Source organism: Mucilaginibacter sp. SG538B, assembly GCF_013376065.1.
Taxonomy (GTDB): Bacteria; Bacteroidota; Bacteroidia; order Sphingobacteriales; family Sphingobacteriaceae; genus Mucilaginibacter; species Mucilaginibacter rubeus.
Genome location: NZ_JABMJI010000002.1, coordinates 1,371,359 through 1,394,742 on the forward strand (window position 1 = coordinate 1,371,359; position 23,384 = coordinate 1,394,742).

Consider the following 23,384-nt stretch of genomic DNA (forward strand, 5'->3'; position numbering starts at 1 on the left):
AAAAATTATTGACCCTGCAATTATTAACTTTGTGTGTAATAAGTTATGAAGAGGACCGCGGGTGTAATTTTCCGGACAATAATCCTGCTGCTGGTAGGGGTGATGATAGGCCAGGTGCTTAACAAGGATTTTGCCGCGCATAACCTTGGCTTCTCCTTTGTGAGCAATAGTAAAATAGCAAAGGTGTTGCAACTGGTTGACCGCAACTATGTTGACAGCGTTAATATCGATAGTATTGAAGGCGTGTCGGTAAATAACCTGCTTCAAAACCTTGATCCGCATTCGCTTTATTTACCGCAGCAGCAGGCGCAATCCATCAATGAACGGTTAGACGGTGGTTTTAACGGTATCGGTATCGAATACCAGTTACTTCGTGATACACTGATCATTACGCAGGTTTATGCCGGCGGTCCGGCCGAAAAAGCGGGCTTACTGGTGGGCAGTAAGGTGATCAATGTCGACGATAAAAAGTTTTCGGGCAGCAAGCTAACAGCCACCCGTATAAATAGTGTTTTCAGGGGCGAAAAGGATGCTGAAATAAAACTGAGTGTTGTGCCTCCGCTGAGCAAAGATTTAAAAATACTTACGGTTAAACGGGGGCATGTTGACCTGAGCAGTGTTGATGCTGCCTATATGGCCGATGCTAACACCGGCTATATCAAGATCAGCAAGTTTTCGGCCACTACCGACCTCGATTTCAGAAAGGCTTTAACGGCGCTAAAAGTTGACGGTATGAATAAATTGCTGCTCGACCTGAGAGGCAATGGCGGTGGGTACCTTAATGCTGCTACTTCATTAGCCGATGAGTTTTTAACTGATGGAAAGCTGATAGTTTATACCAAAGGGATTCACGAGCCCCGGACTGATTACTTTGCCACCGATTCGGGCATGTTTCAGAAAGGGAAACTTACCGTGCTTATTGATGAATATTCGGCCTCGGCCAGTGAGATTTTAGCAGGGGCCCTGCAGGACCTTGACAGGGCTACTATTGTTGGTCGACGATCATTTGGTAAAGGCCTGGTACAGCAGCAGTTTGCTTTTGACGATGGTTCGGCAGTTAATTTAACAGTGGCCAGGTACTATACCCCTTCGGGCCGCTCTATCCAGAAATCATACAAAAACGGGGTTGACAGTTATCGCAATGAACTTGCCCAGCGCATGCAAAAAGGTGAACTTTTTTCAGAACAAAGCAACCTTAACGATAGTGTTTTTAAAGGCACCCCATCATTCCATACTTCAAGCGGGCGTAAAGTTTTTAGCGGCGGAGGCATTATGCCCGATGTTTTTGTACCGGCGGATACCAGCAAATTCACCCCGCTTATCCAGGACCTGAGCCAGCAGCAATTATTTACCGCTTACGTTGTTGACCGCCAGCAGCAATTGCTTAAAAAATACCCGACTGAAGCTGAGTTTTTAACTCAATATGCTGTTAGTAATGACGAGGTCGATAAATTTATACTGTATGCCTCGCAAACCATTAAAGAAATGGATTCGCACGAAGTACAGATCTCCAGGGAGCCGATAAAAACAATCCTGAAAGCCCAGGCGGCCCGCTTTAAATGGGGTGATAACGCCTACTTTAAAGTGATCAACACGGGTGATGTAACCTTTAAAAAAGGGTTGGAGCAGTAAGGAGGCTAAACAAAAAATGTCATTTCAAGTGAGTCCGTGAGGGGCATGAGCGCCGGTGCGAAAGAGAAATCTTATACATTATGCTTGTATGGCTGTGCCTGCGTATAAGATTTCTCCTCACGGGCGTGGCGCGATCCCCGCGCTTGTTCGTCGAAATGACAGTAGTTTTTACGCTCTACGTATCCTAATTCTTTCCCACCAGAAAACCTCATTAATCAATTCCAAATTTGCCATAACGCCTGCCATGCCGCCGCTGTTAACCGCGTTGGCTATGGAGCGAATGCCTGAAGCACTGTCACCGGCGGCATAAACGCCGGGTACCGTTGTTTTTTGCTGTGCATCAACCTGGATATGGCCCTGATCGGTAAATGAGCAGCCTAATTGTAATGCAATATCACTGTGTTGCACAAATGGGAGCCTCGCATATAATGCCTTAAGTTTTATTTCGGAGCCGTTTTGCAAATGGATGGTAGTTATCTGGCCGTCATGATGATCAAACGCTGCTATTTCCCCCTCAATAATTTGTATATTATTATGACTGATAATGGATTGCTGATCTCCTGTCAAAGTTGATTTTCCGTTAGTGAACAGAATGAGATCTTTTGTCCAGTTTGAAATAAGTTTGGTCAGCTCAAAAGCCATTTCGCCGTTAGCAAATATGCCTGTAGGCTGATAACCGTATTCATAACCATGGCAATAGGGACAATGAATAATCGATATTCCCCAGCATTCGGCGAAGCCGGGAATATCGGGCATTTGGTCTTTAATACCGGCAGCAAGGATAATTTTCTTTGCGCTGAATGTTTCACCGGATATTGTACTAACCTCAAAGCCCTTAGTTATTGGTGTACATTGAGCTGCCTCACTATGGAGCAGTGTGATAGTTGGGTATTTTAAAGTTTGTTCACGGGCAATAGTCAAAATCTCGTGCGGAGTTTGACCATCGCGGGTAAAAAAGTTGTGCGAATGTGGCGTTTGGCGGTTGCAGGGCATGCCACTATCAATAATTAACACTTTACGCATGGCACGGCCCAAAGCCATGCCTGCAGATAAACCGGCGCTGCTACCGCCGATAATGATCACATCAAAATCCTTCATATGATATTGCGATTAATTATGGATAAAGGTAAATGACAAAAACACAAAATGCAACCATGTTGCATTTTGTGTTTTTGAACTGACAAAGTAGAATGGCCGGCCGGCTAAAAAATGCCAATAGGGCGCCGGTATTTTATTTTTTATTGATTTTGTTCAGTGTTAATAATCCGTTGAAATAGGATAATAGTTTTCGGTTATCATCCTGAATGTAGGCCACCGGATAATCGTAATTTATAAAAGTAACCTTCCATACTTTGGCAAAATGCGGCTGATCAGGCGTGTCCGGCGTTAGGTTATAATATCCGAACTCCGCATTAAGGCATGATGATTCATTAACATGGTTATCAATGGTATAGCCATCTTTTTTAAAAGCATCAATAAAAATTTTACGTATTTGGGGCAACGGGGCCGTTGCCGTAGTATTCAGGCTAAGTGTGCCATAGCGCCGGCCAATGGTAGTTGAAAAAACCTCGTTCCTAAAATGATAGCCTATTCCCGAATTAAAGATGGGCAAACCTTTGCTTTCTTCATAAGCTATAACATGCTGGTAGATATTAAGCGGGCCATTATTGCTTATGCTATCATTTAAAATTACCCTGTATATCACCAGGCCGTTAACCGGGATGTTGTTTTTTTGCAGGAGCTTAATGGCCGCTGCCAGCTCAACTTTATTGCTGTCGCTATAATCACGTTTAACGCGACTGATGCAGCCATTATCTTCTTCGCCGGCAGATGATAGCTCACCTTTTTTGCATGCCGTAAAAGCAGCCAGTACTATTAGTACTAAACAGTAAAACTTTTTCATGAAGTGTAAAGTATTGAGGTTTAGTAGTATTACGGAGAGGGAGATGGAAACGTAACAACCAGGGGGTAAAAAACGTCATTGCGAGGAACGAAGCAATCTCGGACTAAGCAGGGCGTACCTTCAAATAGGAGATTGCTTCGTTCCCCGCAATGACGCGGTGGTGAAACTTTGTAAGTCTGGATTTGATAGACCAAATTCAAGGTAATCCTCAAATCCTAAAAATCAAGGTTCTTACTTCTGCCTGAACCAAACCTGTATCGGCGCGCCCGAAAAATCAAAATTTTCGCGGAGTTTATTTTCGATAAAGCGGTAGTAAGGTTCTTTAACGTATTGCGGCAGGTTACAGAAAAACGCAAACATGGGCGATGAACCTGCAATTTGAGTAATGTATTTTATTTTAACGTATTTACCTTTTATGGATGGCGGAGGGTAGTTTTCGATAATTGGCAGCATTACCTCGTTCAGTTTTGAAGTAGGGATCTTGCGGGCGCGGTTCTGGTAAACCTGGTTGGCTACATCAATCACCTTTAATACCCTTTGCTTTTCGGTAACTGAGGTAAATACAATAGGCACATCGGTAAAAGGGGCTATCTTATCGCGGATCTGCTCTTCAAATACTTTGATGGTTTTGCTGTTCTTTTCAATCAAGTCCCATTTATTAACCACAATCACTATGCCTTTTTTATTCTTTTCGGCCAGGTGAAAGATATTGATGTCCTGCGATTCAAAGCCTTCAACCGCATCAATCATCAGGATAATTACATCGGCTTCTTCCAGCGCTTTGATGGTGCGCATTACCGAGTAAAACTCAATGTTTTCCTTAACCTTGGTTTTTTTACGCATCCCGGCAGTATCTATCAGCATAAAATCATGACCATACTGGTTATAATGGATGTGGATAGAATCGCGGGTGGTACCGGCAATAGGGGTAACTATGTTACGGTCTTTACCGATAAGCGCGTTAATGATAGATGATTTACCCACGTTGGGGCGACCGACAATAGCATATTTAGGGCGGGTGTTTTCTTCCAGTACTTCGTCTTCAAAGTGTTTTACCACTTCGTCGAGCAATTCGCCGGTACCTGAGCCGGTCATTGATGAAATGCTGTAGATTTCGCCAAGGCCGAAGCTGTAAAACACCATGGCATCGGCAACCTGGTTGTTATTGTCCAGCTTGTTCACTACCACAAAAACAGGTTTGTTGCTTTTGCGCAGGCGGTTGGCAATCTCATCGTCCAGATCGGTGATGCCGGTTGTAACATCAACAACAAAAAGGATCACTGAAGCTTCCTCAATGGCAATATCAACCTGTTCGCGAATGGCGGTTTCAAAAACATCGTCGGAATTGGCAACGTAGCCGCCGGTATCAATAACAGTAAAATTGTGGTTAAGCCATTCGGCAACGCCGTAATGCCTGTCGCGCGTGACACCGCTAAAGTCATCAACAATGGCCTTGCGGCTTTCGGTTAAACGGTTATATAATGTTGATTTGCCTACGTTGGGCCTGCCCACAATGGCTACTATGTTACTCATGCTTTTTTATTAAGAGTCAGGATGCAAGAAATCAAGATTCAGGAATACAAATCTATCTAACTTAACAAATGCTTCTACGAAATTTTTAATTTTTATTAATGATAAATCAAGATGTTGGATTATCCTGCATCTTGATTCTAAAAGTCTTGATTCTGTTCTTTCTATTCGTACCCGAATTGTTTGAGGTAATTCTTTTTGGTACGCCAGTCGGGGATCACTTTTACAAACATCTCCAGGAAAACCTTTTGTTGGAAAAAGTCTTCCATGGCGCGGCGGGCATAGGTGCCGGTAATTTTTAACATTTCGCCGCCCTTGCCTATGATGATGTTCTTTTGCGATTCGCGTTCCACAATAATCTCGGCGCTGATGCGGTAAAGCTTTTCGCCCTCAATAAAGGCGGTTACAATAACCTCGGTGCTGTACGGAATTTCTTTCTTGTATTGCTTAAACACCTGTTCGCGGATCATTTCTGAAGCGAAGAAGCGGTCGTTACGGTCAGTTAACGCATCTTTTTCGTAATAAGCGGCATGCTCCGGCAGGTTTTCGATCACGAAATCCATAATGGCCTTGATGTTGTGGCCATGCAGTGCCGATATGGCGAAGATGGCTTTAGGGTTTAATTTTTCCTGCCAAAATTCAACTTTCTTTTTTACGGTTTCTTCATCGCTTTGGTCAATTTTGTTGATGAGTACGGCAAGAGGCGCTGATGAACGCTCCAATTTTTTAAGAACGTCTGCTTCATCATATTCCTCATAAATGTCGGTAACCAGCAAAATAAGATCGGCATCAACAATAGAGCCGTCAACCTGGTGCATCATGCTTTCGTGCAGGGCGTAGTGCGGTTTGATAACACCAGGGGTGTCCGAAAACACGATCTGGTAGTTTTCGTCATTCACAATACCCAAAATGCGGTGGCGTGTAGTCTGCGCTTTAGGGGTGATGATGGACATTTTTTCGCCCACCAGCGCGTTCATAAGGGTTGATTTCCCTGCGTTGGGTTTACCTATTATACTTACAAAACCTGCCTGATGAGCCATAAAAAAATAATTAAAAATATATTTGGACTGCAAAGAAACGAATTATATCTTTGCAGTCCAATTAAAACGGAGTGCAAATTTGCATTTTGATAATTGGAAGCACCTTTCCGGGGTTATGGCCGGATCTCAAATATATAGCACAAATACAGTGCGGGATGGAGCAGTTGGTAGCTCGTCGGGCTCATAACCCGAAGGTCGTAGGTTCGAGTCCTGCTCCCGCTACGAAGAAAATGAAAAGCCTCAAGTTGAAAAATTTGAGGCTTTTTTTATAAAAAAAATCATAGATTAGTTTTACCAAAAGAACCTAAGTCTATGGCCACGCCGCCGCAAGAAGGGAAGTTATTATACCATTTAACCTCTTTCAAGAATATTGAAAGCATATTTCGAAATGGCTTGATTGCAAGGAATGATTTGAATAGTTTCGATGATGTTGCTGAACAAAAAATTATCGATCATCGGGAAGCAATGGATCTAAATGGCCTTGTACCTTTTCATTTTTTTGGGGGAACACCATTTGACGGTGCCGTTCAGAACACTCATACTGGCAAGGCTTTTGTGTTTATAACGATAAAAAGAACTTTTGCTTATAGAAATGGATTTAGGATATTAACACAACACCCTCTTTCTTTAACCAATTGTACAACATTGCCGTATGAGGAGGGTTTTAATTCAATTAATTGGGATGTAATGAACTTAAGGGACTATAGTAGTCATGTTTGTAGAGAAATTTGTATGGCGGAATGTTTATCTCCGATTACCATAAACCCCGCCGATTTTTTTTGCATATATACTCCCAATATTGAAGTTAATAAGAAAGTCGAAAAGTTGAGAGATTCAATTTTGGGAGAGAGTGCGTTTTTTGTTAACGTTAATGCGGCACTTTTTGTAAAATGATAAATTACACAATAGGAAATATACTTGAATCAAGCTCGGACGCAATAGTTAACACTGTTAATTGTGAAGGCTATATGGGCAAGGGTATAGCTTATCAGTTTAAGATTAAATATCCTAATAATAATAGACGGTACGAGGAAGCCTGCAAGTCTGGGAAATTTAAAATAGGCTCTATTTTGACATTTACTGAAAATGAAAAATTGATTATTAATTTCCCGACTAAGGCAGAATGGCGGAAAAAATCCGAATATTCCTACATATCAAAAGGTCTTGAAACGTTAGTTACGATGTTGCCAAAACTAAACGTTAGATCGATAGCATTTCCTCCCTTGGGCTGCGGTAATGGAGGGTTAGAATGGACTAAAGTAAAGGCTCTTATTACTGAAGCGGTAGAGCCATTTGAGAGTTATTTCGATTTCACGTTGTACGAACCATCTAATAATATCAGTTCAATTACGAACTCAAAAAAGATTCCTAAACTGAACGCGTCTCATGTAATTTTGATGCATCTAAAACTGGGCTTAAGAAAATTTAATAAGACAAGACTTCAAAAGGCCGCCTTTTTTATCAATATATTTAGCGGAGAACAATATTTTAAATTTAATGCTTACAACTATGGGCCTTATACTCACTCTATTGATATATTAAGCAGAGATATTAAAGAATATCAACAGTATTTTAATTTTACAACGGAACAAGCCCTACAAGCGGCAGAAAACACCTTGGTTAGTAATTCTTTAATCGGCAAACTTGAACGATTTGAAGAGCCAATTTTGCAATCTCTATCTTTATCTAATTATATCGAATCCGACAAAGAGTTAGAACTTATATCGACAATCTTATTTATTTTAACTGAAAAAAAAGCAGTGAGAATAGAAAATTTTCAAATGGAATTTTTAATGTGGTCAGAAGAAAAGGCTTCAAAATTTACAAAGACGGATATTGAAAGCGGAATTCTCTTATTAAAATCAAAAGGGATTATTGCCGATTCATTGCTTGGATTCGAATTAAACGAGCATTAACTATAAAGAGATAACCCGAAGGTCGTAGGTTCAAGTCCTGCTCCCGCTACGAAGAATGAAAGCCTTGAATCGAAAGATTTGAGGCCTCCCGACTACAGGTTTCAGGTAATTTTCAGGATCAGACTGGTTACTTACCAGTATAGGTGCCTTATTTAACGAATATGTTTTACCACGGGGCGGCCGTAATTTTCAAATGGCTGTTATTTTAACACCCATTTTACGTTTTGATGAAGTAAATGAAATAATAGTATTAGTACCCTACCATCTTTTTTACATTTTGATTACTATCCGTGGAAATTTTTACCTATCATTACAACATGCATGTTGTAATTGGTTCCAAACTCCTCCTTGTAGCTTGTTTATCACTTATGAAGCCGGCAAAGCCTGCCGTATTTCACGCATCAAAAAAACATAAAGCAAATAAAACGGTAAAATTGCATAGCCATGCAAGGTTGAGGCATCATTATGCCGAAGTTGTGGCCAATTATGAAACTGGCGAAACCACGCCCGACGAGTTGGTTGAATTTGCCCAAACCCTGAAAGGCATCAGGTATCGGTATGGTTCAAGCAACCCGGAAAAAGGTTTTGATTGCTCGGGTTTTGTTAATTATGTTTTTACTCATTTCGGCATCTCTATTCCCCGCAGTTCATCGGATTTTGCGCCGGTTAAGGGGATTGATATTAAAGACGCCAAATTTGGCGATCTGATTTTGTTTACCGGAACCCGCAGTCACAATTACCACAGTGCAGGGCATATTGGTATTGTGATATCACAACCTGGTGAACCATTGGTGTTTATCCATTCTACATCGGGTGATGAAAATGGCGTTACTGAAACCGCCATGAATGATCGTTACCAGCGCAGGTATATTAAAACCATCCGTGTGTTTAAGGAAGAGCCTCAACCACAGGAAGAGGACGAAGATGCTGTTCCTGATACGTTAGAAGAAGCCCGTTAATCTTAATGTAGAGACGCATCACATGCGTCTCCCGTTTGCAGGTTGCAAAACATGTAAGCCCGCTCTGCGCATTGTGAGATGTGTAACCCCTGTTGTGTTTTATTTAATTGATTATCAGTTACTTGATAGTTTGTTTCTGGATTTGTGTTAACCCTCATCCGCAATGATGATCTCTACGTTTCCCAGTTCTTAATAACTCCTGTTTACCAATCTCTGATCAATAAAAAGATAGCCCACAAATCCTGCAACCAGTGTTAATAACAGCCATTTAAAGCTGATAATTGCATTTAAAAACATATCACCGCTTTCTGGGCTCATTATCGATAGCAACCCATAGGCCAAGGCCAAACCCGCTGCAAATATCCCAAGCGCCAACAAGTTAAAGCGCAGATCGTTTTTACGGTTGATTTGCTCCTGCAGTTTTCTCCTAACGTTAGCGGCAAAACTCATAGGCAGGCCTTCTTTTGGCTCGGTACCCAGTGCGGTAAATAAGTTTTGATAAGCGAGCAGGTCGTTCTTATCTTCTTCCGAAAGTGTTTTGTTATCCGGAACCAAGCCGCTGTTCAATAGTTCCTGTAATTCGTCGTCATCCAGCTCTTTCATATATTTTCTTTCTTAAGGTCTTTTTCAATTTTCTCTTTCAATAATTTCCGCGCCCTGAAAAGATGGCTTTTCACTGTTCCTTCCGGGATGCCCGTGATCTCTTCGATCTCAGCACATGAAAACTCATTTAGGTGGTATAGCGTTAACACTGTTTTATATTGATGCGGCATTTGCTCAATAAGCAGGTTAACATAAGCTGCGGTATTTTTTTTTATCAGTTCCTGTTCGGGGTTTTCATCTGTAAAATGATAATTATCAATATTTTCTGGATATTCGGCAGGGGAATTGTTCTTATTCTTTTTTAAATAGTTTACAGCGGTTAAATAGGCTATACGTGCTATCCAGGTTGACAGTTTCGACTGAAACTCAAACCGGTGCAGGTTTTGGTGAATCTTAATGAAAACTTCCTGGCATATATCCTCCTTGTTTTGCTGGTCTTGCACCAGCCGGTTTATCACAAAGAAAACCAGCTTTTCGTACTGCTTTACCAGCAGTTCAAAAGCCCGGAGATCTTTATTTAATATCCTGGATACAACCTCGTGTTCATTAAACATATTACAGTAGTCAATATATAAGGTTTAGCGGTTGCAAAAAAGGAATAAAAAATATTTTAAAATAATTGCAACCGCGGTACCGCATGTGTTGACTACTGTAGCAAATACTTAAACAAACAAGATCATGAAACAGTTAATGCCATTCATCGTAATCATAATATTCTTTATACTGATTGCCATATTCATACTTGCCCTTTATAATTACATGCTGAAAAAACGCATTATTAAATCGGGGCCGCTGGATGAGAACAGCGTGAAATTTCTGGCCCAGTTAAACTCAGGCAACGAAGCCTTAAAATGGGGGCTCATCCTCCTTTGCGCCGGTATAGGTTTTATAGTAATGCAATTCATTCCCTACAGTGCCGAAGATTCGCCCGTTCCTTACGGAGTTGAAATGATCTTTATCTCAGCCGGCTTTCTAATCTATTACCTGCTGCTTCGCCGCCGTAAGGATTAAATAATCAGCCTGATTTATTGTGCTAAGCGGCGGTTTAGCCGCCTGTACCATCAAATTTTAAAGAGGGAGATTCTCTCCGGGAATCCTTTTGCCTAAAAAATCAACCAAAATCTAACACCCTCACAAATATGAAAACTAAACAAATAGCAATACGGTTAATCATGATGATAGCTGTGTTAATCACTTATAACCTCAATAGTTATAGCCAAACCGCGGTGCAGGTAAAAGGGGATATTGTTGATTCGGTAACCAAAGCGCCTTTGTCATTGATAACCGTACGACTAAAGAATGCTGCCAATGAAACCATTATGGTTGCTGTTACTAAAGACGATGGCTTCTTCAGTTTTGCTTCGGTACAACCGTCAAACTATTCGCTGTCGATTAACGCTATTGGCTACAGTTCAAAAACAATAGCCCTCGATCTTACACATCAACAGCAAACACTGATGCTAAAACCGGTTTATTTGAGTGATGTAATGACCAACCTGAAAGAGGTTGCCATAACCGCCGAAAGACCGGTTATCAGGCAAAAGGCCGACAGGATAATTTACGACCTGAAGGCGGATCCTGAAAGTAAGGGAAATAATGTACTAAGCATGATGAGGAAAATTCCTTACCTGTCATTAGATGGGGATGATAATTTACTGCTTAAAGGAAATTCAAGCTTTAAAGTGCTTATTAACGGTAAGCCCTCCGGCAGCTTGGAAAGCAACCTTAAAGCCGTTTTAAAAAGCATCCCGGCATCAACCATTGAGCGGATTGAGGTGATCACCACACCGCCATCAAAATATGATGCCGAAGGTTTGGCGGGCATCATTAACATCATCACCAGCAAAAAAATCAACGATGGTATCAATGGTTCTGTAAATATCAATGAAAGCTTGCCTGCAGGTGGCCCCGGCATCGGAGGTTCTGTTACGGCTAAAAAAGGCAAGTTTGGTGTTTCTGCTTTTGGCGGTGGCAGCATCAACAATTCGCCGCAAACCTATAATACCAACAAACGTGTTGATGCTGCCGGTACAACACTGGCGCAAAACGGTTATCAGCGTTCAAATAATAAAACCGCTTATTTCGGCACCGAATTAAGTCTGCAGATAGATACACTGAATTTGTTAACCGCCCAGTTCAATTATAACGGCAGCCGTGTAACCGATCATAACGGGCAGTCGTCCCTGCTAACCGGCGATAGTCAGCCTGAACAATACCGTTTTCAAAACAATAATAAAGCCGCCAGCCATGGCATTGATGCCGGGATCAATTATGAATTGGGCTTTAAGGGAGTTAAAAACAGGCTGCTTACATTTTCATATATGTACAGCAGCAACACAAATAACAAAAATGGCGACGTTCAATTTTTTGACCGGGTAAATTTCCCAGGCGCCAATTTTCAACAAAGCGATAAACAAAAATTTAAAGAACACACTGTACAAGTTGATTTTGTTACCCCGGTAAATAAAATGACCATTGATGCCGGCATTAAAGCTATATTCAGGAATAACAGCAGCGATTTTAGCTATAGCTCATTAAATGAAACAACCGGTTTATATGAGCATGATGCAGCGCAGTCAAACGCATTTACCAATACCCAAAATGTATTTGGCGCTTATAACTCCTATCAATTGGCTTTAAACAGCTGGAATATCAATGCCGGTGTACGGGTTGAAGAAACTGTGATCCGTGCCAATTTCATAAGTACAGCATCTGTGGCCGATCAAAACTATTTTAACATTGTTCCTTCTGTTTCGGTAAGTAAAAGATTTAAAGACGAAAGCAGTATCAACTTCGGTTTTTCACAAAGGATCAGGAGGCCGGGAATCAACAGGCTTAACCCTTATGTTGACCGCTCAAACCCTAATTATGAAGTTACCGGTAACCCCAACCTGAGACCTGTTTTATTGAACGATATCCAGCTTGGGTATGGCAGCAATAAAAAATTATCAGTAAACATCGGGCTCGACTATTCGTTCATGAACAACCTCGATTTGCAGGTAGTTAATTTTGATCGGGCTACCCAGGTTACACGAGTTACCTATGCTAATACAGGCAAGGCCAGCAGTGCGGGCGTTAATTTTAACCTTAGTTATCCTGTAACTAAAATTTACAACGTAAGCCTCAATGGTAATATGATGTACTTGTGGCTGCAGGGCCAGGCCGGTGGGAAAGTAGTGAACAATAACGTGCTGATGTATGGGGCTACGCTATCAAACGTAGTACGCCTGAACCATGGCTGGGGCCTGAATGCCGATTTGGGTATAAATAGCCGCAATCCTACAGGTTTACAGGGACACACCAACGGCTTTTTTTACAGCGCGTTCAATTTCAACAAGGATATTGTAAAAAATAAGTTCAGTATCTCTGGGGGGATCAAAAATCCGTTTACCAAATACCGCAACAGTGTAAGCAAAACATTTGGTCCTCAATTTAATCAAACCTACCAAAGCATGAACTATTACAGGTCATTCAGCATCAGCTTAAACTACAATTTTGGCGGCTTAAAAGACAGAATCAATAAAAACAAAACAGGGATCGAAAATAATGACGTAGCTAATTGATGATAGCGTATCTGATTATTGCAAAGGCCTCAACAATTTTAGTTAAGGCCTTTTTAACGTTGGTCAAAACATTTTTTTTGTAATAACTTAAGAAAAGCGGGTTTGAACAACAAAGAGAGGTATGGTTAAAGCGTAATTTTTATAAAAGGGCCCAGGCTCGTAAGTAGCTTTAAGCTAAGTGTGCCAGCCCGTCAGGAAACATTCCTTTGGCCACTACAACCATATCCAGCGCTTCGCGGATGAGCTTGATCTTACCATTTTCGGCAACCACGCGTCCCATATAGGTTTGCGGATAAACCCGACCGGTTGAATTGACTATAGCGTTCACATCATATTCGCCAAAGGCCTGGTCAGGTGTATCAATATGGATCCTGATGTTTTGAAATTTAAAGTTGCCGAATGTTTTGGGCAGGTTTTTAAGGAAATTATATATTACTTCCCGGCCTTTCCATTGCCAGGGTAAACCTAAACTTGCAAAGTAGGGAAGCTCGAACACTGCGTCGTCGGCAAAAAGTTCAATAGCTGCATCGGGGTTATTGATCTGCTCAAGATAGTTGAGCAATAATTCTTTAGCGGTTTTCATTTCTTTGAAATTTTATGATCCTGTCCGTTCATCGGTCGGGGTATCACAAAGGTGCAAAGTACCCAAACGCCACACATTGACTTATAGTAAGAAAGAAATTGACTTATGTCAACGAAATTAATGAGTTAGGTGATAGCATGTTAAGTAGTTATTAACAGTATACCACCATTTGTGACAAACAGATGTGATAACTTATCGTACATTTGCACTATCAAAACAGTGCGGGATGGAGCAGTTGGTAGCTCGTCGGGCTCATAACCCGAAGGTCATAGGTTCGAGTCCTGTTCCCGCTACCAGAAAAAAAGTCAAAAGCCTTGAGTCGAAAGATTTTAGGCTTTTGTTTTTTTAAGCTATATTGATCTGTGTTGGTAGCTCGTTAGACTCATATCTGTCGGCTGACCGGCAGACAAACGACTTTGGCTGATAATGTTTTAATGCGATAGGGTTTACGATTAGTTTTTAATATTTTGTGAATTTGAATAACAATATTTATCCTTGCTAAAATAGAACAGTGCTTTCTAAACCTCCTATCATGTTTATCGAAGTTATTGAATGGGCTAATAATAAATTATATAGCTATAGTCAGGAGCCTTCCTTTTATTTAGAACGGGATGATTGGGACGACTATCATTACCGCACTTCGTATTATTTACATTTATCTGGCAGGCATTCTGAAAGCGGAAAAAATACTTTGATCGGCCATCTGAAGATTTTGAAGGAGGGCCAGCAGGAAAGGGAAAGTTATCTGATTCCCTTAGGCGGCTTGAAACAGTTGGATGACGGGTTTTGTTCCTTAGGTCAATCGCTGGATTATTACGAGAGAATTGCCCAGTTGGATAAGGACTTGCGCAATGATTTATTTATTGCGTTGCGGGACATTGTAATATTTCCAGATATGGAAGAGGGGTTAAATAAGGAGCCGGGGTTTGAAAAATCCTTGCTTCGGTTTGTAAACCGGAAAGACGATATCTTCTCCATTGCACCGTTATTGATCTCGCGGGACTTTAATAAGTTACTAAGCCTTGATCTGCAATTTGATTTTAAAATCCCCGATTTAGCAGAACCCATAACGTTTGATTTTAATTCCCCAACCTATGGTTGGAATAGTAAACACTTGCCAAACCGTATCGCGGTTATCATTGGGCGAAACGGTTCCGGAAAAAGTACTTTACTTGCGAAAATTTCAAGGATCGCTTTTGCTTCCGCCAGTGACCGTAGCGATAAATCATTGCAACAGGTTGGTGTCATCTCGCCGGCAGGTTTGGGTTTTCCCCGAATTATAAATTTAGCTTACAGTGCGTTTGACAGTTTCCAGGTACCAGGCATTTATATTAATGAAAAGGAGTTGATCGTTCAGGAATTGAAGGAGGGTTTGGGCCGTTATATATTTTGTGGCATCAGAGATATAGTCAAGGAATTGGAAGATATTTTGCCCAATCTCAAAACCCGGCACAACGGCAAGTTACTGCCAGAGGATATTATAAAAGATAGGCATGAAAATTCTTTTTTAAAACCCGTCCGAACATTGGCGGAGGAGTTTTGCAAAAACCTGGACATTATTAGTACGACTGAACAGATCGAATTATTCCCGGAAGTAATGGAAATCCTGGCCGGGGAAACTTCTATGCACACGATTGCGGAAATTGACTTTTTGGCAAAGGGGCGGGATGAAAACTTTGCTTTTTTTATGGAGCTAAGTACCGGGCATAAATTCGTATTTCATGCGCTTTCCTCCATCGTGGCATTAACTACGCTCCGCTCCTTACTATTGTTTGATGAACCGGAGACGCATTTGCACCCACCCATTTTAGCGGTTTTGATGCAGGCGATCCGCCATGTATTGGAAAGACGGAATTCTTTCATGATAGTGGCCACTCATTCACCAGTGGTTTTACAGGAGACTTTAAAGCGGCACGTTTTCGTCGTTAGGCGTGAGGGTAGTGCTTTGGTCTGCGGTCATCCAGAGATTCAGACTTTTGGAGAAAATATTGGTTTAATCACCGCTACTGCTTTCGGCCTTTCCTCTGAAATAACGGACTATCATTTAACGCTGGATAAAGTTATTGGAGCCTTAACTTCGTGGGTTCTGGAGCCCGACCCCGACGAATTGATTATAGAGATAGAGAAAATATTCGACCAGGAATTAAGTATGCAGGCCAGGGCCTATATTTTAACCAAATTGTACGCTAAGTAATGTGGAAATTAAAATTACCTGATAACAAAGCGGCACTGGACGAACTGGAAACAGCCCTGACTCTGAAAAATGGGAAAGCCAAGTTTCCTTTATCCGCAGCGGATAAAATCATTGTTCAGGAAATTTACGACAATTATGAAACGCTTAAAGGTGTCTCAAATAATAAGTTGTTAGGCGCTGGTTTAACCATAGGTTTGGCAGAAGCCATTGAAGCAGGTTATGGCGAAGTGCAGCTGAATAATCGTTTAGAGGATTTACGAAACCGGCTATTAGTTAATGCGGGGTTATGTCCATGTTGCGGCATATTGCCAGCGGACGAGCTTGATCATCATTTGCCAAAATCTGTTTTTAAGGCTTTGGCTGTTTATTCCAGCAATCTTGTTCCTTATTGTCATAAATGCAATAATAAAAAACGTGCCGTCACTGGTGATGATCCAGCTGAACGGTTTATTCATTTTTATTATGACGATGTGCCAGAAGATGTCCAATTCTTTTTCGCGGTTACCAAAATTACCAACAACGCCTTAGAGGTGAATTTTGAACTACGTGCCATACCAGAATTAAATGCCGAACTGTATGGCCAATTAAGTTTTCAAACACAACGCGTGGGTCTAAATAGCCGGCTGGCGAAGACGGTTAATGATTATATGTCTTCATTTGCTTTTGGTTTGGCAGACTCCTTCAACAGCGGGGGCGAGGTTGCGGCTCAAAAATTCCTTCAAGGGAACGCACGCCAATTACAGCGGCAGTTCGGGATTAATCATTGGCGGACTGCATTACTTACAAATCTTTCTGAAAATCGGCTTTTTTACAACGGCGGTTTTTTTGTACCGCTGGCTTTGACTGTATAAAAGGAGAACATCTTTGGTCTACTTTGGTATTTGTAAATATTCTATTCCTGTCGCTTCCTAAAAATGCCATCTGTTTTTTTACGCTCAATCAAGGTGTTTGTATCATGCTGATAATAGGCGCTCTACATGAATCTAAATATTGCTTCGAGATCATTCACAAGGTTCGACATTAGTCCTGTTCCCGCTACCAGAAAAAAGTCAAAAGCCTCGAGTCGAAAGATTTGAGGCTTTTGTTTTTGCATGAAGGCGCAACTTTCCAACTTAATTAAACTTAAAAACGGCCATTAGCACCACAATAAAGAAGATGCAAAGCTGTATAAAATGAAACCTGATCATAGTACGGATAGCATCTTCAACCTGCTGGGCTTTCACATTGTTGCCTGTTGTCAAACTTTGTTTAAGCCCGTTCCCGCTCTTTTGCCCCATTAACATGCCGTTAAGCACAAGCCCAAGTACAAATATCATCTTAATTTTAAACCATAGCTGATTGCCGAAGGCATTATGCGTAATAATCAGGAAACCTATTCCTGAAAGTACTAATAATATACCGCCGATAAGTAGTAAAACGGAAAATCTGGATAGTATACCAATTTGGTGTACTGCGGCATCTTTATTAGTTTGATAGGTTTTTAAAATGCTTCTGAACGCAACAAACTCAACAATATCGGTTCCCGCCATTAGCGTGAGACCGGTAAGGTGCATAAAGAGGCATATTTGTAAAAGCGTGTAGGAATTCATAAAATTAATTAAGATTTAAATAATAAAAAACTGGTGATAGCCATATAAACTGCGGTTAACCCATGGATCATTAAGTGAGAAATATCCGATGGGCCGTTTGTTGAAAGCACAATGAGGAAGTCGGCTGCCGGAACAGTTATTGCTGATGTAAATACCCAGGCTGTTGCCCTGCGCATACGCAACAATAAAAGGGGTAGCAGGACCACTCCCGAAAAAATGTCGCGGATGCCTTTTATTCTTCCAAATGGTAAATCATCGTTATTAATGGTGGGAATACCGTAGCCTATAGCGCCGGCCGCAGGGTTTATTATAAAGCGGACACCAATAAAAATGATGCCCACTGCAATGAACAGGATCATCCAAAAGGATGCCGACCGGATGCCCCATTGCTGTGTTTCGTGTATTGTTTTCATGTACTGTTATTTTTAACAGTACAAAATTGGGCAATGGAAATCTTCCATCCATTCACCCAGGTTAATTAATGCTTATCCCAGATCCGTTTACGGATACGGCTTAACGATTGTGGTTTAATACCTACATAGGAGGCTATATAGTATTGAGGAATACGCTGTGCAATATCGGCATACTCACTTAAGAACTTCGCATACCTTGTTTCGGGCGAATCGGTATATAAAGAACCTATCTGGCTGATTACACTTACAAATACCTGTTCTATTGCCAGGCGGCCAAATCTTTCGCCTGCTTTTACCTCATTATAAAATTGCTGCATACCAACGTAACTGATCACCCAGATAGTGGTATCCTCCAGTGCCTGTATATTAACGTACGAGGGAGTTTGGGGCAGGAAACTTATATAGTCGCATACAAACTCGTTTTCTTTGTTAAAGTAATTGGTTTGTTCTACTCCATCATTGTTAATATAATATCTCACAAGCCCGGTTTCGATAAAAACAACGTAGCGGCAAATATCGCCTGCTTTAAGCAGATGCTCGCCCTTTTTAAGAGTTTTCTTGTGAAATAAAGTGCGCGCTATACCTTCGTCATCGAAAGAGAGCGGGACATAACTTTTAATTTTTTCTATTAACAACTCCATTGAGCTAAATTAAATTACAGTATCGTTAAACTCAAACTTCAAGAACAAAGTTTGTTATGCTCTTCCTCGTTTCTGCGTTTGCCTTTCAATTTATCACTAATGCTCTTGCTTTATCGGAAATGAGGCTCTTTCCCGGGAATGGCGAGTCTTTCCAGGGAACAGGATCAGAAACAGGCTGGAGGAATGTGGTTTCCATAATTTTATTACCTGTTAAAGTTGTTTTGATAGGGCCCTTGATACCTTTTATTAACTTTTTAAGGCAAGAGCCGGATACGCCGCCCCCGTTTTTTCTTATCGGGTTCGCATTCTACTGGACTATGCTTGCCCTGGCTCTTTATTATCTTTTTGGTAAAATAAAACGCTCTGCAAATAAGCATGATTTTTAACAGGATCAGAATATGCTGCGCTTGTTAATTTCCGGGCAGTATTGAAACTAATGCGCCCTGTTTTGTTCACTATCCGCACCGCCGGTATCACGCTTTTTAGGGACGTTTGTTAATTTGCCGAAGCTATAGTTAAAGGCAAGGGTTACCACCCGGGTATCTAAAAAATTATGGAAGGTTGCATGTGCTCCCTCAATATTGGTAATGGTACCGCTTGGGCGAAACGAGTGAAAGATATCCCGTGCATTTAATTTGATTGAACCTTTGTTATTCAATATTTTTTTCTGAATAGCGGCATTGAGCATGCCTTTGGGTATCGTAACAAACTGGCCGTAAGTGCCGCCGCTATCATAAAAGCCGCTTAATTCGGCACTCCAGGTTTTTGATAAGGTGAATTGGTTATTGCCATTGCCGCTAAATGTGCTTTGAGATTGATGGAGGTAGCCAGAGTAAAACATGCCCTGGTAGGTGTTATTATATACCTCGGCATATAAATTAACCGACCACCATTTGGTTGGCTGAAGATTGGTATTGACAGAAAAATCCAGTGTTTTCCGTTGCCCTATGTTACCGGTGGTGCTGATGAATACGTTGCCATTTTTGTGAATGGTTTCATTTTGAACATCGGTGGTATAATTGTATGCAACCGCAACGGTAAACAGGCTTTTGAAACTATAGGCCAGCTTATAATTATCGGTAAACTGTGGTTTCAGGAAAGGGTTGCCTGAAAAGTAGGTAAACTTGTCTACAAAAAAGGTAAAGGGGTTTAAGCTCCCATAATTCGGCCGGCCTATCCGGCGACCGTAAGAAATAACCAATACTTTATGTCCTGCCGTATCGAGGTTGTAGGAAAAATACGCGGTTGGAAACAGGTTTGTATAATGATTAGCAAAAGACGAGTCGGCCCTTTGAACATTACCCAATTGATGCCCCTTGCCATTGGTGTTCTCTAACCGCAAGCCGGTTTGTAATGCGAAGCGGCCTAATTTTTTATTGAAATTAACATAGGCGGCATTTATATTCTCTTTATATAAAAAACGGTTAGTGTTGTTATAATCAATAGTGCTTACGTTATTAATTACATTAAAGTAATTGGCGGCATTATCCGTATTTACATAGCTGCTCTTAAAGCCGGCCTCCAGCTTTGCCTTGCCTTTGAGTGGATGGGAATAATCAGCTTTTGCAGAGTAGATATTGATAGTAGCAGGTAAATTATCGCTCAACGTGGTTGAGTTTGTTAAAGAGCCATCGGGCAAAAAGGTATTATTTACAAACAACTGGTTACTGCCCGATACATTGCGGATATAATCCAGGTCGAATGTGAGCGCCCTGCCGGCACTATCAAATTTATGGGTGTAATTTAGGTTGATGCCTCCGCTTTTAAAGCTGTTTTTGGAAGTATTGAGGGTATTAATTGTTGAATCTAATTCACCGTTTTTACCATATAATAAACTGTTTACAGGGCTGCTGTCATGGTCGTGCGATAAGGTGCCGGTAAACACCACTCCCCAGGTTGTTTTCGGTGATGCATAATAATCCATCCCGGTTTTAATATTGGTATTGTTGCTTGCCGGTCTGAAATAGGAAATATCTTTTAGCGAGGAGGTTTGGTCTCCGTTCATATCAAAATAATCGCGGTCAATTTCAAGCCTCCGGTAGGTTCTTTGTTTATTATAAGCAAGGTTAGCAAAAAGGTTAACTTTGTCGATACGGTAATTAAGGTTGATGCTTTCATTATTACGGTAATAAAAACCCAGCGCGTAATCAGCAGACACTACCGCATTAAATCCCCGGGTGGTGTTTTTCTTAGTTTTGATATTGATTACGCCCGCGTTACCTGCCGCATCATACTTAGCCGGCGGATTATCCATCAGCTCTATCTGGTCCAAAGACGAAGATGGTAAAGAACGCAGGTACGTGGCCAGGTTTGCAGCCGAAAGATAAGTTGGTTTATCATCAATCATTACCAGCACCCCGCTTTTCCCCTTAAAAGTAATATTGCCATCAGCATCTATTTGCACACCGGGCGTTTTCGACAGCACTTCCAAAGCATTGGCGCCGGTATTGGATATCAACGCGCCTACGTTAACTATCGTGCGGTCAATTTTTTGCTGAACATAAGATTTTTTACCGGTTATAGCTACCTCATTCAACGTTTTGCCTGCTAACGATAAAATGAATGTCGGTAAGTTAACCGGTTGTTGCTGGTTGAGCACTACATGACCGCTTCGGTAATTTTTATAGCCCATATAGGTTGCCTTAACCAGGTAAGTATCATCTTTTAAATTTTGAAAGGCAAAACTGCCATCCGGACGGGTAAGCAGCGTACTTACAACCGTCGAATCTTTTGCGATAAGTAAGGTTACGGTTGCACCATCGAGCGGTTTTTTAGCGTCATCTAAAACTATCCCCGAAATTTTACCGCCTCCGGTTTGCGCATCGGCAATGGCGGACAGAAGCAATGTGAATAAGGTTAAAAAGAATGCCTGGAGTAATTTCATAACTACAAGACATCATTTTAGTTAAAAAAGTTACATTAAAATGGTAACTGGAAAGATACATCATGCATCGAAAAATGGATTGTGCTCTTAATGCCAATGTCAAGAAATACGCATTCGTTAAAATTTATCTATATAAATAGTACCTTCATCTTCAAAAACCTGAATGAGCGCAATTATAAAAAACCGGATAACGTCTATTGACTTTCTCCGGGGTACTATCATGATTATTATGGCCCTTGATCATGTGAGGGACTATTTATACTCCGGATCATTTTTTTATGATCCGCTTGACCTTACAAAAACAAGCGGCATATTGTTTTTCACCCGGTGGATCACTCATTTTTGCGCCCCGATATTTATGCTGCTTGCCGGAACATCGGCATACCTCATCGGGCAAAAGAAAACTAAAAGAGAGTTATCCATATTCCTGGTAAAACGGGGATTGTGGCTTATATTTCTCGAAATGTTCGTGGTTAACTTCGGCTGGAACTTCAATATCACATTTCCCATGTTTTTCTTTATTACTATATGGGCGCTGGGCTTAAGCATGATCATACTGGCGGCATTGATCCATCTGCCTAAAAAATTGATCCTGGGCATTAGCGTTATAATCATATTGGGGCATAATCTTTTAGACGGCGTTCATGTGCCGGGCAGCACTTTGCCGGCTTTTGGCTGGTCGCTGCTTCATGACCAGCAGTTTTTTACCTGGCATAAGGAAATTTTATTGGTTGGGTATCCCATTGTACCTCTAATGGCGGTTATGTCATTAGGTTATTGTTTAGGCGGATGGTATACGGCGGGCTATGAGGTTGGCAAAAGGCAACGAAACTTATGGATAGCCGGCGCCACTTGTATTGCTTTGTTTATTGTATTACGTTATACCAACCTATATGGAGATCCGGTGAAATGGAGCGTACAGAAAAATACATTATTTACCATCCTGTCATTTATTAAGGTAAATAAATATCCGCCATCGTTGTTGTACCTGCTGTTGACGCTGGGTGCGGCCTTTCTGTTCCTGTCATTCACCGAAAAATCAAAAGGAGCTGTTGTAAAAGTAGTTTCGGTATATGGCAGGGTGCCCATGTTTTATTACCTTATTCATATTTATATAATCCACCTGATAGCAATTATCGCATCAGCGCTTACGCCCGGGCAGGACTGGAAGATCTGGTTCCTGAAACAACCTATCTGGTTTACAACAAACCTGAAGGGCTACGGGTTTTCATTACCGGTTGCGTATCTTGTTTGGATTGGAATAGTAATGGCTTTATATCCTTTATGCAAGCGCTATGATGATTACAAACAGGCCAACAAAGGAAAATGGTGGTTGAGTTATTTATAAAAAGTAAAAAATGGAAGCTATAAATGAAATTTCAGAACCAACAGGAAAACATACCCGCACAGCATGGATACCAGCTTTTGGCAGCGGGTTGCTATCAGTTTTAATAATTTTTATGTTATCGATATCTTCGCCACATAGTGCCACCGCCCAGGATAAAAACAATGTGGTACGCATAGCCAAACTTGTAATTGATTCTGCTCAATTGCAGAATTATATGGCCGCGCTTAAAGAGCATGCCGAAACCGCCGTACGCGTTGAGCCGGGAGTTTTAACGCTATACGCAGTGGCTGAAAAGAATAATCCAACCCGGGTCACGGTTTTTGAGATCTATGCCGATGCCGCCGCATACCAGGCCCATTTGCAAACGGCTCATTTTAAAAAATACAAAAGCACCACAAAAGATATGGTTAAATCGCTTGAGCTTGTGGAAACTGTTCCGATAGTGCTTGCCGCTAAACCGCGCTTATAGCGCGTTACGTCGTAAATCTTGTTCAGGCTGCCGGGGTGCTTTTCTTTTTTCCCAGCTTCGGGTTTTGACTTGCCGATAAATTAAAGGATATTTAGCCATGGTATTGCGCCCGGTTCG

At 41.3% G+C, this 23,384-nt stretch carries 21 protein-coding genes and 2 tRNA genes; 12 read left to right on the top strand and 11 right to left on the bottom strand.

The annotated features are described in order from the left end of the window. The first annotated feature begins 45 nt into the window (after positions 1-45). Positions 46-1,632 carry a S41 family peptidase gene (locus FHW88_RS15475; RefSeq protein WP_176626587.1) on the top strand — a complete coding sequence of 529 codons (1,587 nt, stop codon included), beginning with the start codon at positions 46-48 and terminating at the stop codon, positions 1,630-1,632. 168 nt (positions 1,633-1,800) lie between these two features. On the opposite strand, the gene FHW88_RS15480 is transcribed toward FHW88_RS15475, so the two are convergent. From FHW88_RS15480 to era, 4 genes are all read right to left on the bottom strand, one after another. Continuing rightward, entirely contained in the window at positions 1,801-2,730 is a 930-nt protein-coding gene (locus tag FHW88_RS15480; protein WP_176626590.1) for an NAD(P)/FAD-dependent oxidoreductase, read from the bottom strand. Between the two features lie 133 nt (positions 2,731-2,863). Then, the gene (locus FHW88_RS15485; protein ID WP_176626592.1) at positions 2,864-3,535 is read right to left on the bottom strand and encodes a hypothetical protein; all 672 of its coding nucleotides are present in this window, start codon (positions 3,533-3,535) and stop codon (positions 2,864-2,866) included. Positions 3,536-3,766: 231 nt separating this feature from the next. Next, a complete protein-coding gene (der, locus tag FHW88_RS15490) occupies positions 3,767-5,068 on the bottom strand; it encodes a ribosome biogenesis GTPase Der (protein WP_176626593.1) in 1,302 nt (433 codons plus the stop codon). A 161-nt stretch (positions 5,069-5,229) separates the two neighbouring features. Then, positions 5,230-6,105, bottom strand: a complete 876-nt coding sequence (gene era, locus FHW88_RS15495; protein WP_090533711.1) for a GTPase Era — start codon at positions 6,103-6,105, stop codon at positions 5,230-5,232. A 149-nt stretch (positions 6,106-6,254) separates the two neighbouring features. Between era and FHW88_RS15500 the strand changes: the two genes are divergently transcribed. The 4 genes from FHW88_RS15500 (at position 6,255) to FHW88_RS15515 (ending at position 8,980) form a co-directional block, all read left to right on the top strand. After that, positions 6,255-6,327: transfer RNA gene (locus tag FHW88_RS15500), tRNA-Met, on the top strand. Positions 6,328-6,417: 90 nt separating this feature from the next. Continuing rightward, positions 6,418-6,999: a DarT ssDNA thymidine ADP-ribosyltransferase family protein gene (locus FHW88_RS15505; protein WP_176626595.1), complete on the top strand. Its 582-nt coding sequence runs from the start codon at positions 6,418-6,420 to the stop codon at positions 6,997-6,999. Continuing rightward, positions 6,996-8,021 (top strand): macro domain-containing protein, encoded by a 1,026-nt coding sequence (locus tag FHW88_RS15510; RefSeq protein WP_176626597.1) that lies wholly within the window; start codon positions 6,996-6,998, stop codon positions 8,019-8,021. The genes FHW88_RS15505 and FHW88_RS15510 overlap by 4 nt, the downstream gene beginning before the upstream one ends. Before the next feature lie 368 nt (positions 8,022-8,389). Further along, entirely contained in the window at positions 8,390-8,980 is a 591-nt protein-coding gene (locus FHW88_RS15515; RefSeq protein WP_175490099.1) for a C40 family peptidase, read from the top strand. A 189-nt stretch (positions 8,981-9,169) separates the two neighbouring features. Here the strand turns inward: FHW88_RS15515 and FHW88_RS15520 are convergent, their stop codons facing one another. Both FHW88_RS15520 and FHW88_RS15525 read right to left on the bottom strand, forming a co-directional pair. After that, entirely contained in the window at positions 9,170-9,583 is a 414-nt protein-coding gene (locus tag FHW88_RS15520; protein ID WP_090533718.1) for a hypothetical protein, read from the bottom strand. Further along, entirely contained in the window at positions 9,580-10,137 is a 558-nt protein-coding gene (locus tag FHW88_RS15525; RefSeq protein ID WP_176626599.1) for an RNA polymerase sigma factor, read from the bottom strand. Before FHW88_RS15525 ends, FHW88_RS15520 begins: the two co-directional genes overlap by 4 nt. 124 nt (positions 10,138-10,261) lie before the next feature. Here FHW88_RS15525 and FHW88_RS15530 point away from each other — a divergent pair, with 124 nt between their 5' ends. Further along, complete coding sequence (locus FHW88_RS15530; RefSeq protein ID WP_176626601.1) at positions 10,262-10,594, top strand: DUF6249 domain-containing protein; 333 nt, start codon at positions 10,262-10,264, stop codon at positions 10,592-10,594. Between the two features lie 128 nt (positions 10,595-10,722). After that, entirely contained in the window at positions 10,723-13,146 is a 2,424-nt protein-coding gene (locus tag FHW88_RS15535; protein ID WP_176626603.1) for an outer membrane beta-barrel protein, read from the top strand. Between the two features lie 169 nt (positions 13,147-13,315). Here the strand turns inward: FHW88_RS15535 and FHW88_RS15540 are convergent, their stop codons facing one another. Beyond that, positions 13,316-13,729 (bottom strand): nuclear transport factor 2 family protein, encoded by a 414-nt coding sequence (locus FHW88_RS15540; RefSeq protein WP_176626605.1) that lies wholly within the window; start codon positions 13,727-13,729, stop codon positions 13,316-13,318. A gap of 220 nt (positions 13,730-13,949) precedes the next feature. On the opposite strand from FHW88_RS15540, the gene FHW88_RS15545 reads away from it, so the two are divergent. The 3 genes from FHW88_RS15545 to FHW88_RS15555 all read left to right on the top strand — a co-directional run bounded on the left by FHW88_RS15545 (position 13,950) and on the right by FHW88_RS15555 (position 16,774). Further along, positions 13,950-14,025, top strand: a tRNA-Met gene (locus tag FHW88_RS15545). A 236-nt stretch (positions 14,026-14,261) separates the two neighbouring features. Then, positions 14,262-15,923, top strand: coding sequence for an AAA family ATPase (locus FHW88_RS15550; protein ID WP_176626607.1), 1,662 nt, complete (start codon positions 14,262-14,264; stop codon positions 15,921-15,923). Next, entirely contained in the window at positions 15,923-16,774 is an 852-nt protein-coding gene (locus FHW88_RS15555; protein ID WP_090533731.1) for an HNH endonuclease signature motif containing protein, read from the top strand. The genes FHW88_RS15550 and FHW88_RS15555 overlap by 1 nt, the downstream gene beginning before the upstream one ends. Positions 16,775-17,035: 261 nt before the next feature. Here FHW88_RS15555 and FHW88_RS15560 read toward each other — a convergent pair whose 3' ends face one another. The 4 genes from FHW88_RS15560 to FHW88_RS15575 form a co-directional block, all read right to left on the bottom strand. Continuing rightward, entirely contained in the window at positions 17,036-17,512 is a 477-nt protein-coding gene (locus FHW88_RS15560) for a DUF2214 family protein (protein ID WP_090533734.1), read from the bottom strand. Between the two features lie 8 nt (positions 17,513-17,520). Beyond that, on the bottom strand, positions 17,521-17,925 hold the full coding sequence (locus FHW88_RS15565; protein ID WP_176626609.1) for a DUF4267 domain-containing protein: 405 nt from the start codon (positions 17,923-17,925) through the stop codon (positions 17,521-17,523). Positions 17,926-17,990: 65 nt separating this feature from the next. Continuing rightward, positions 17,991-18,566, bottom strand: a complete 576-nt coding sequence (locus FHW88_RS15570) for a Crp/Fnr family transcriptional regulator (protein WP_090533738.1) — start codon at positions 18,564-18,566, stop codon at positions 17,991-17,993. Between the two features lie 433 nt (positions 18,567-18,999). Further along, a complete protein-coding gene (locus FHW88_RS15575; RefSeq protein ID WP_176626611.1) occupies positions 19,000-21,450 on the bottom strand; it encodes an outer membrane beta-barrel protein in 2,451 nt (816 codons plus the stop codon). Between the two features lie 163 nt (positions 21,451-21,613). Here FHW88_RS15575 and FHW88_RS15580 point away from each other — a divergent pair, with 163 nt between their 5' ends. Together FHW88_RS15580 and FHW88_RS15585 are read left to right on the top strand one after the other, a co-directional pair. Beyond that, on the top strand, positions 21,614-22,798 hold the full coding sequence (locus FHW88_RS15580; RefSeq protein WP_090533744.1) for a DUF1624 domain-containing protein: 1,185 nt from the start codon (positions 21,614-21,616) through the stop codon (positions 22,796-22,798). A 10-nt stretch (positions 22,799-22,808) separates the two neighbouring features. Next, complete coding sequence (locus FHW88_RS15585; RefSeq protein ID WP_176626613.1) at positions 22,809-23,267, top strand: putative quinol monooxygenase; 459 nt, start codon at positions 22,809-22,811, stop codon at positions 23,265-23,267. The last annotated feature ends 117 nt before the right edge of the window (positions 23,268-23,384 follow it).

Bases quoted from the DNA above. Each gene is read 5' to 3' on its own strand.
- FHW88_RS15475 (WP_176626587.1), top strand. From the start codon at position 46: ATGAAGAGGACCGCGGGTGTAATTTTCCGGACAATAATCCTGCTGCTG.
- FHW88_RS15525 (WP_176626599.1), bottom strand. From the start codon at position 10,137: ATGTTTAATGAACACGAGGTTGTATCCAGGATATTAAATAAAGATCTC.
- FHW88_RS15510 (WP_176626597.1), top strand. From the start codon at position 6,996: ATGATAAATTACACAATAGGAAATATACTTGAATCAAGCTCGGACGCA.
- FHW88_RS15555 (WP_090533731.1), top strand. From the start codon at position 15,923: ATGTGGAAATTAAAATTACCTGATAACAAAGCGGCACTGGACGAACTG.
- FHW88_RS15540 (WP_176626605.1), bottom strand. From the start codon at position 13,729: ATGAAAACCGCTAAAGAATTATTGCTCAACTATCTTGAGCAGATCAAT.
- FHW88_RS15585 (WP_176626613.1), top strand. From the start codon at position 22,809: ATGGAAGCTATAAATGAAATTTCAGAACCAACAGGAAAACATACCCGC.
- FHW88_RS15570 (WP_090533738.1), bottom strand. From the start codon at position 18,566: ATGGAGTTGTTAATAGAAAAAATTAAAAGTTATGTCCCGCTCTCTTTC.
- FHW88_RS15535 (WP_176626603.1), top strand. From the start codon at position 10,723: ATGAAAACTAAACAAATAGCAATACGGTTAATCATGATGATAGCTGTG.
- der (WP_176626593.1), bottom strand. From the start codon at position 5,068: ATGAGTAACATAGTAGCCATTGTGGGCAGGCCCAACGTAGGCAAATCA.
- FHW88_RS15505 (WP_176626595.1), top strand. From the start codon at position 6,418: ATGGCCACGCCGCCGCAAGAAGGGAAGTTATTATACCATTTAACCTCT.
- FHW88_RS15565 (WP_176626609.1), bottom strand. From the start codon at position 17,925: ATGAAAACAATACACGAAACACAGCAATGGGGCATCCGGTCGGCATCC.
- FHW88_RS15480 (WP_176626590.1), bottom strand. From the start codon at position 2,730: ATGAAGGATTTTGATGTGATCATTATCGGCGGTAGCAGCGCCGGTTTA.
- era (WP_090533711.1), bottom strand. From the start codon at position 6,105: ATGGCTCATCAGGCAGGTTTTGTAAGTATAATAGGTAAACCCAACGCA.
- FHW88_RS15520 (WP_090533718.1), bottom strand. From the start codon at position 9,583: ATGAAAGAGCTGGATGACGACGAATTACAGGAACTATTGAACAGCGGC.
- FHW88_RS15515 (WP_175490099.1), top strand. From the start codon at position 8,390: ATGAAGCCGGCAAAGCCTGCCGTATTTCACGCATCAAAAAAACATAAA.
- FHW88_RS15550 (WP_176626607.1), top strand. From the start codon at position 14,262: ATGTTTATCGAAGTTATTGAATGGGCTAATAATAAATTATATAGCTAT.
- FHW88_RS15530 (WP_176626601.1), top strand. From the start codon at position 10,262: ATGAAACAGTTAATGCCATTCATCGTAATCATAATATTCTTTATACTG.
- FHW88_RS15560 (WP_090533734.1), bottom strand. From the start codon at position 17,512: ATGAATTCCTACACGCTTTTACAAATATGCCTCTTTATGCACCTTACC.
- FHW88_RS15575 (WP_176626611.1), bottom strand. From the start codon at position 21,450: ATGAAATTACTCCAGGCATTCTTTTTAACCTTATTCACATTGCTTCTG.
- FHW88_RS15580 (WP_090533744.1), top strand. From the start codon at position 21,614: ATGAGCGCAATTATAAAAAACCGGATAACGTCTATTGACTTTCTCCGG.
- FHW88_RS15485 (WP_176626592.1), bottom strand. From the start codon at position 3,535: ATGAAAAAGTTTTACTGTTTAGTACTAATAGTACTGGCTGCTTTTACG.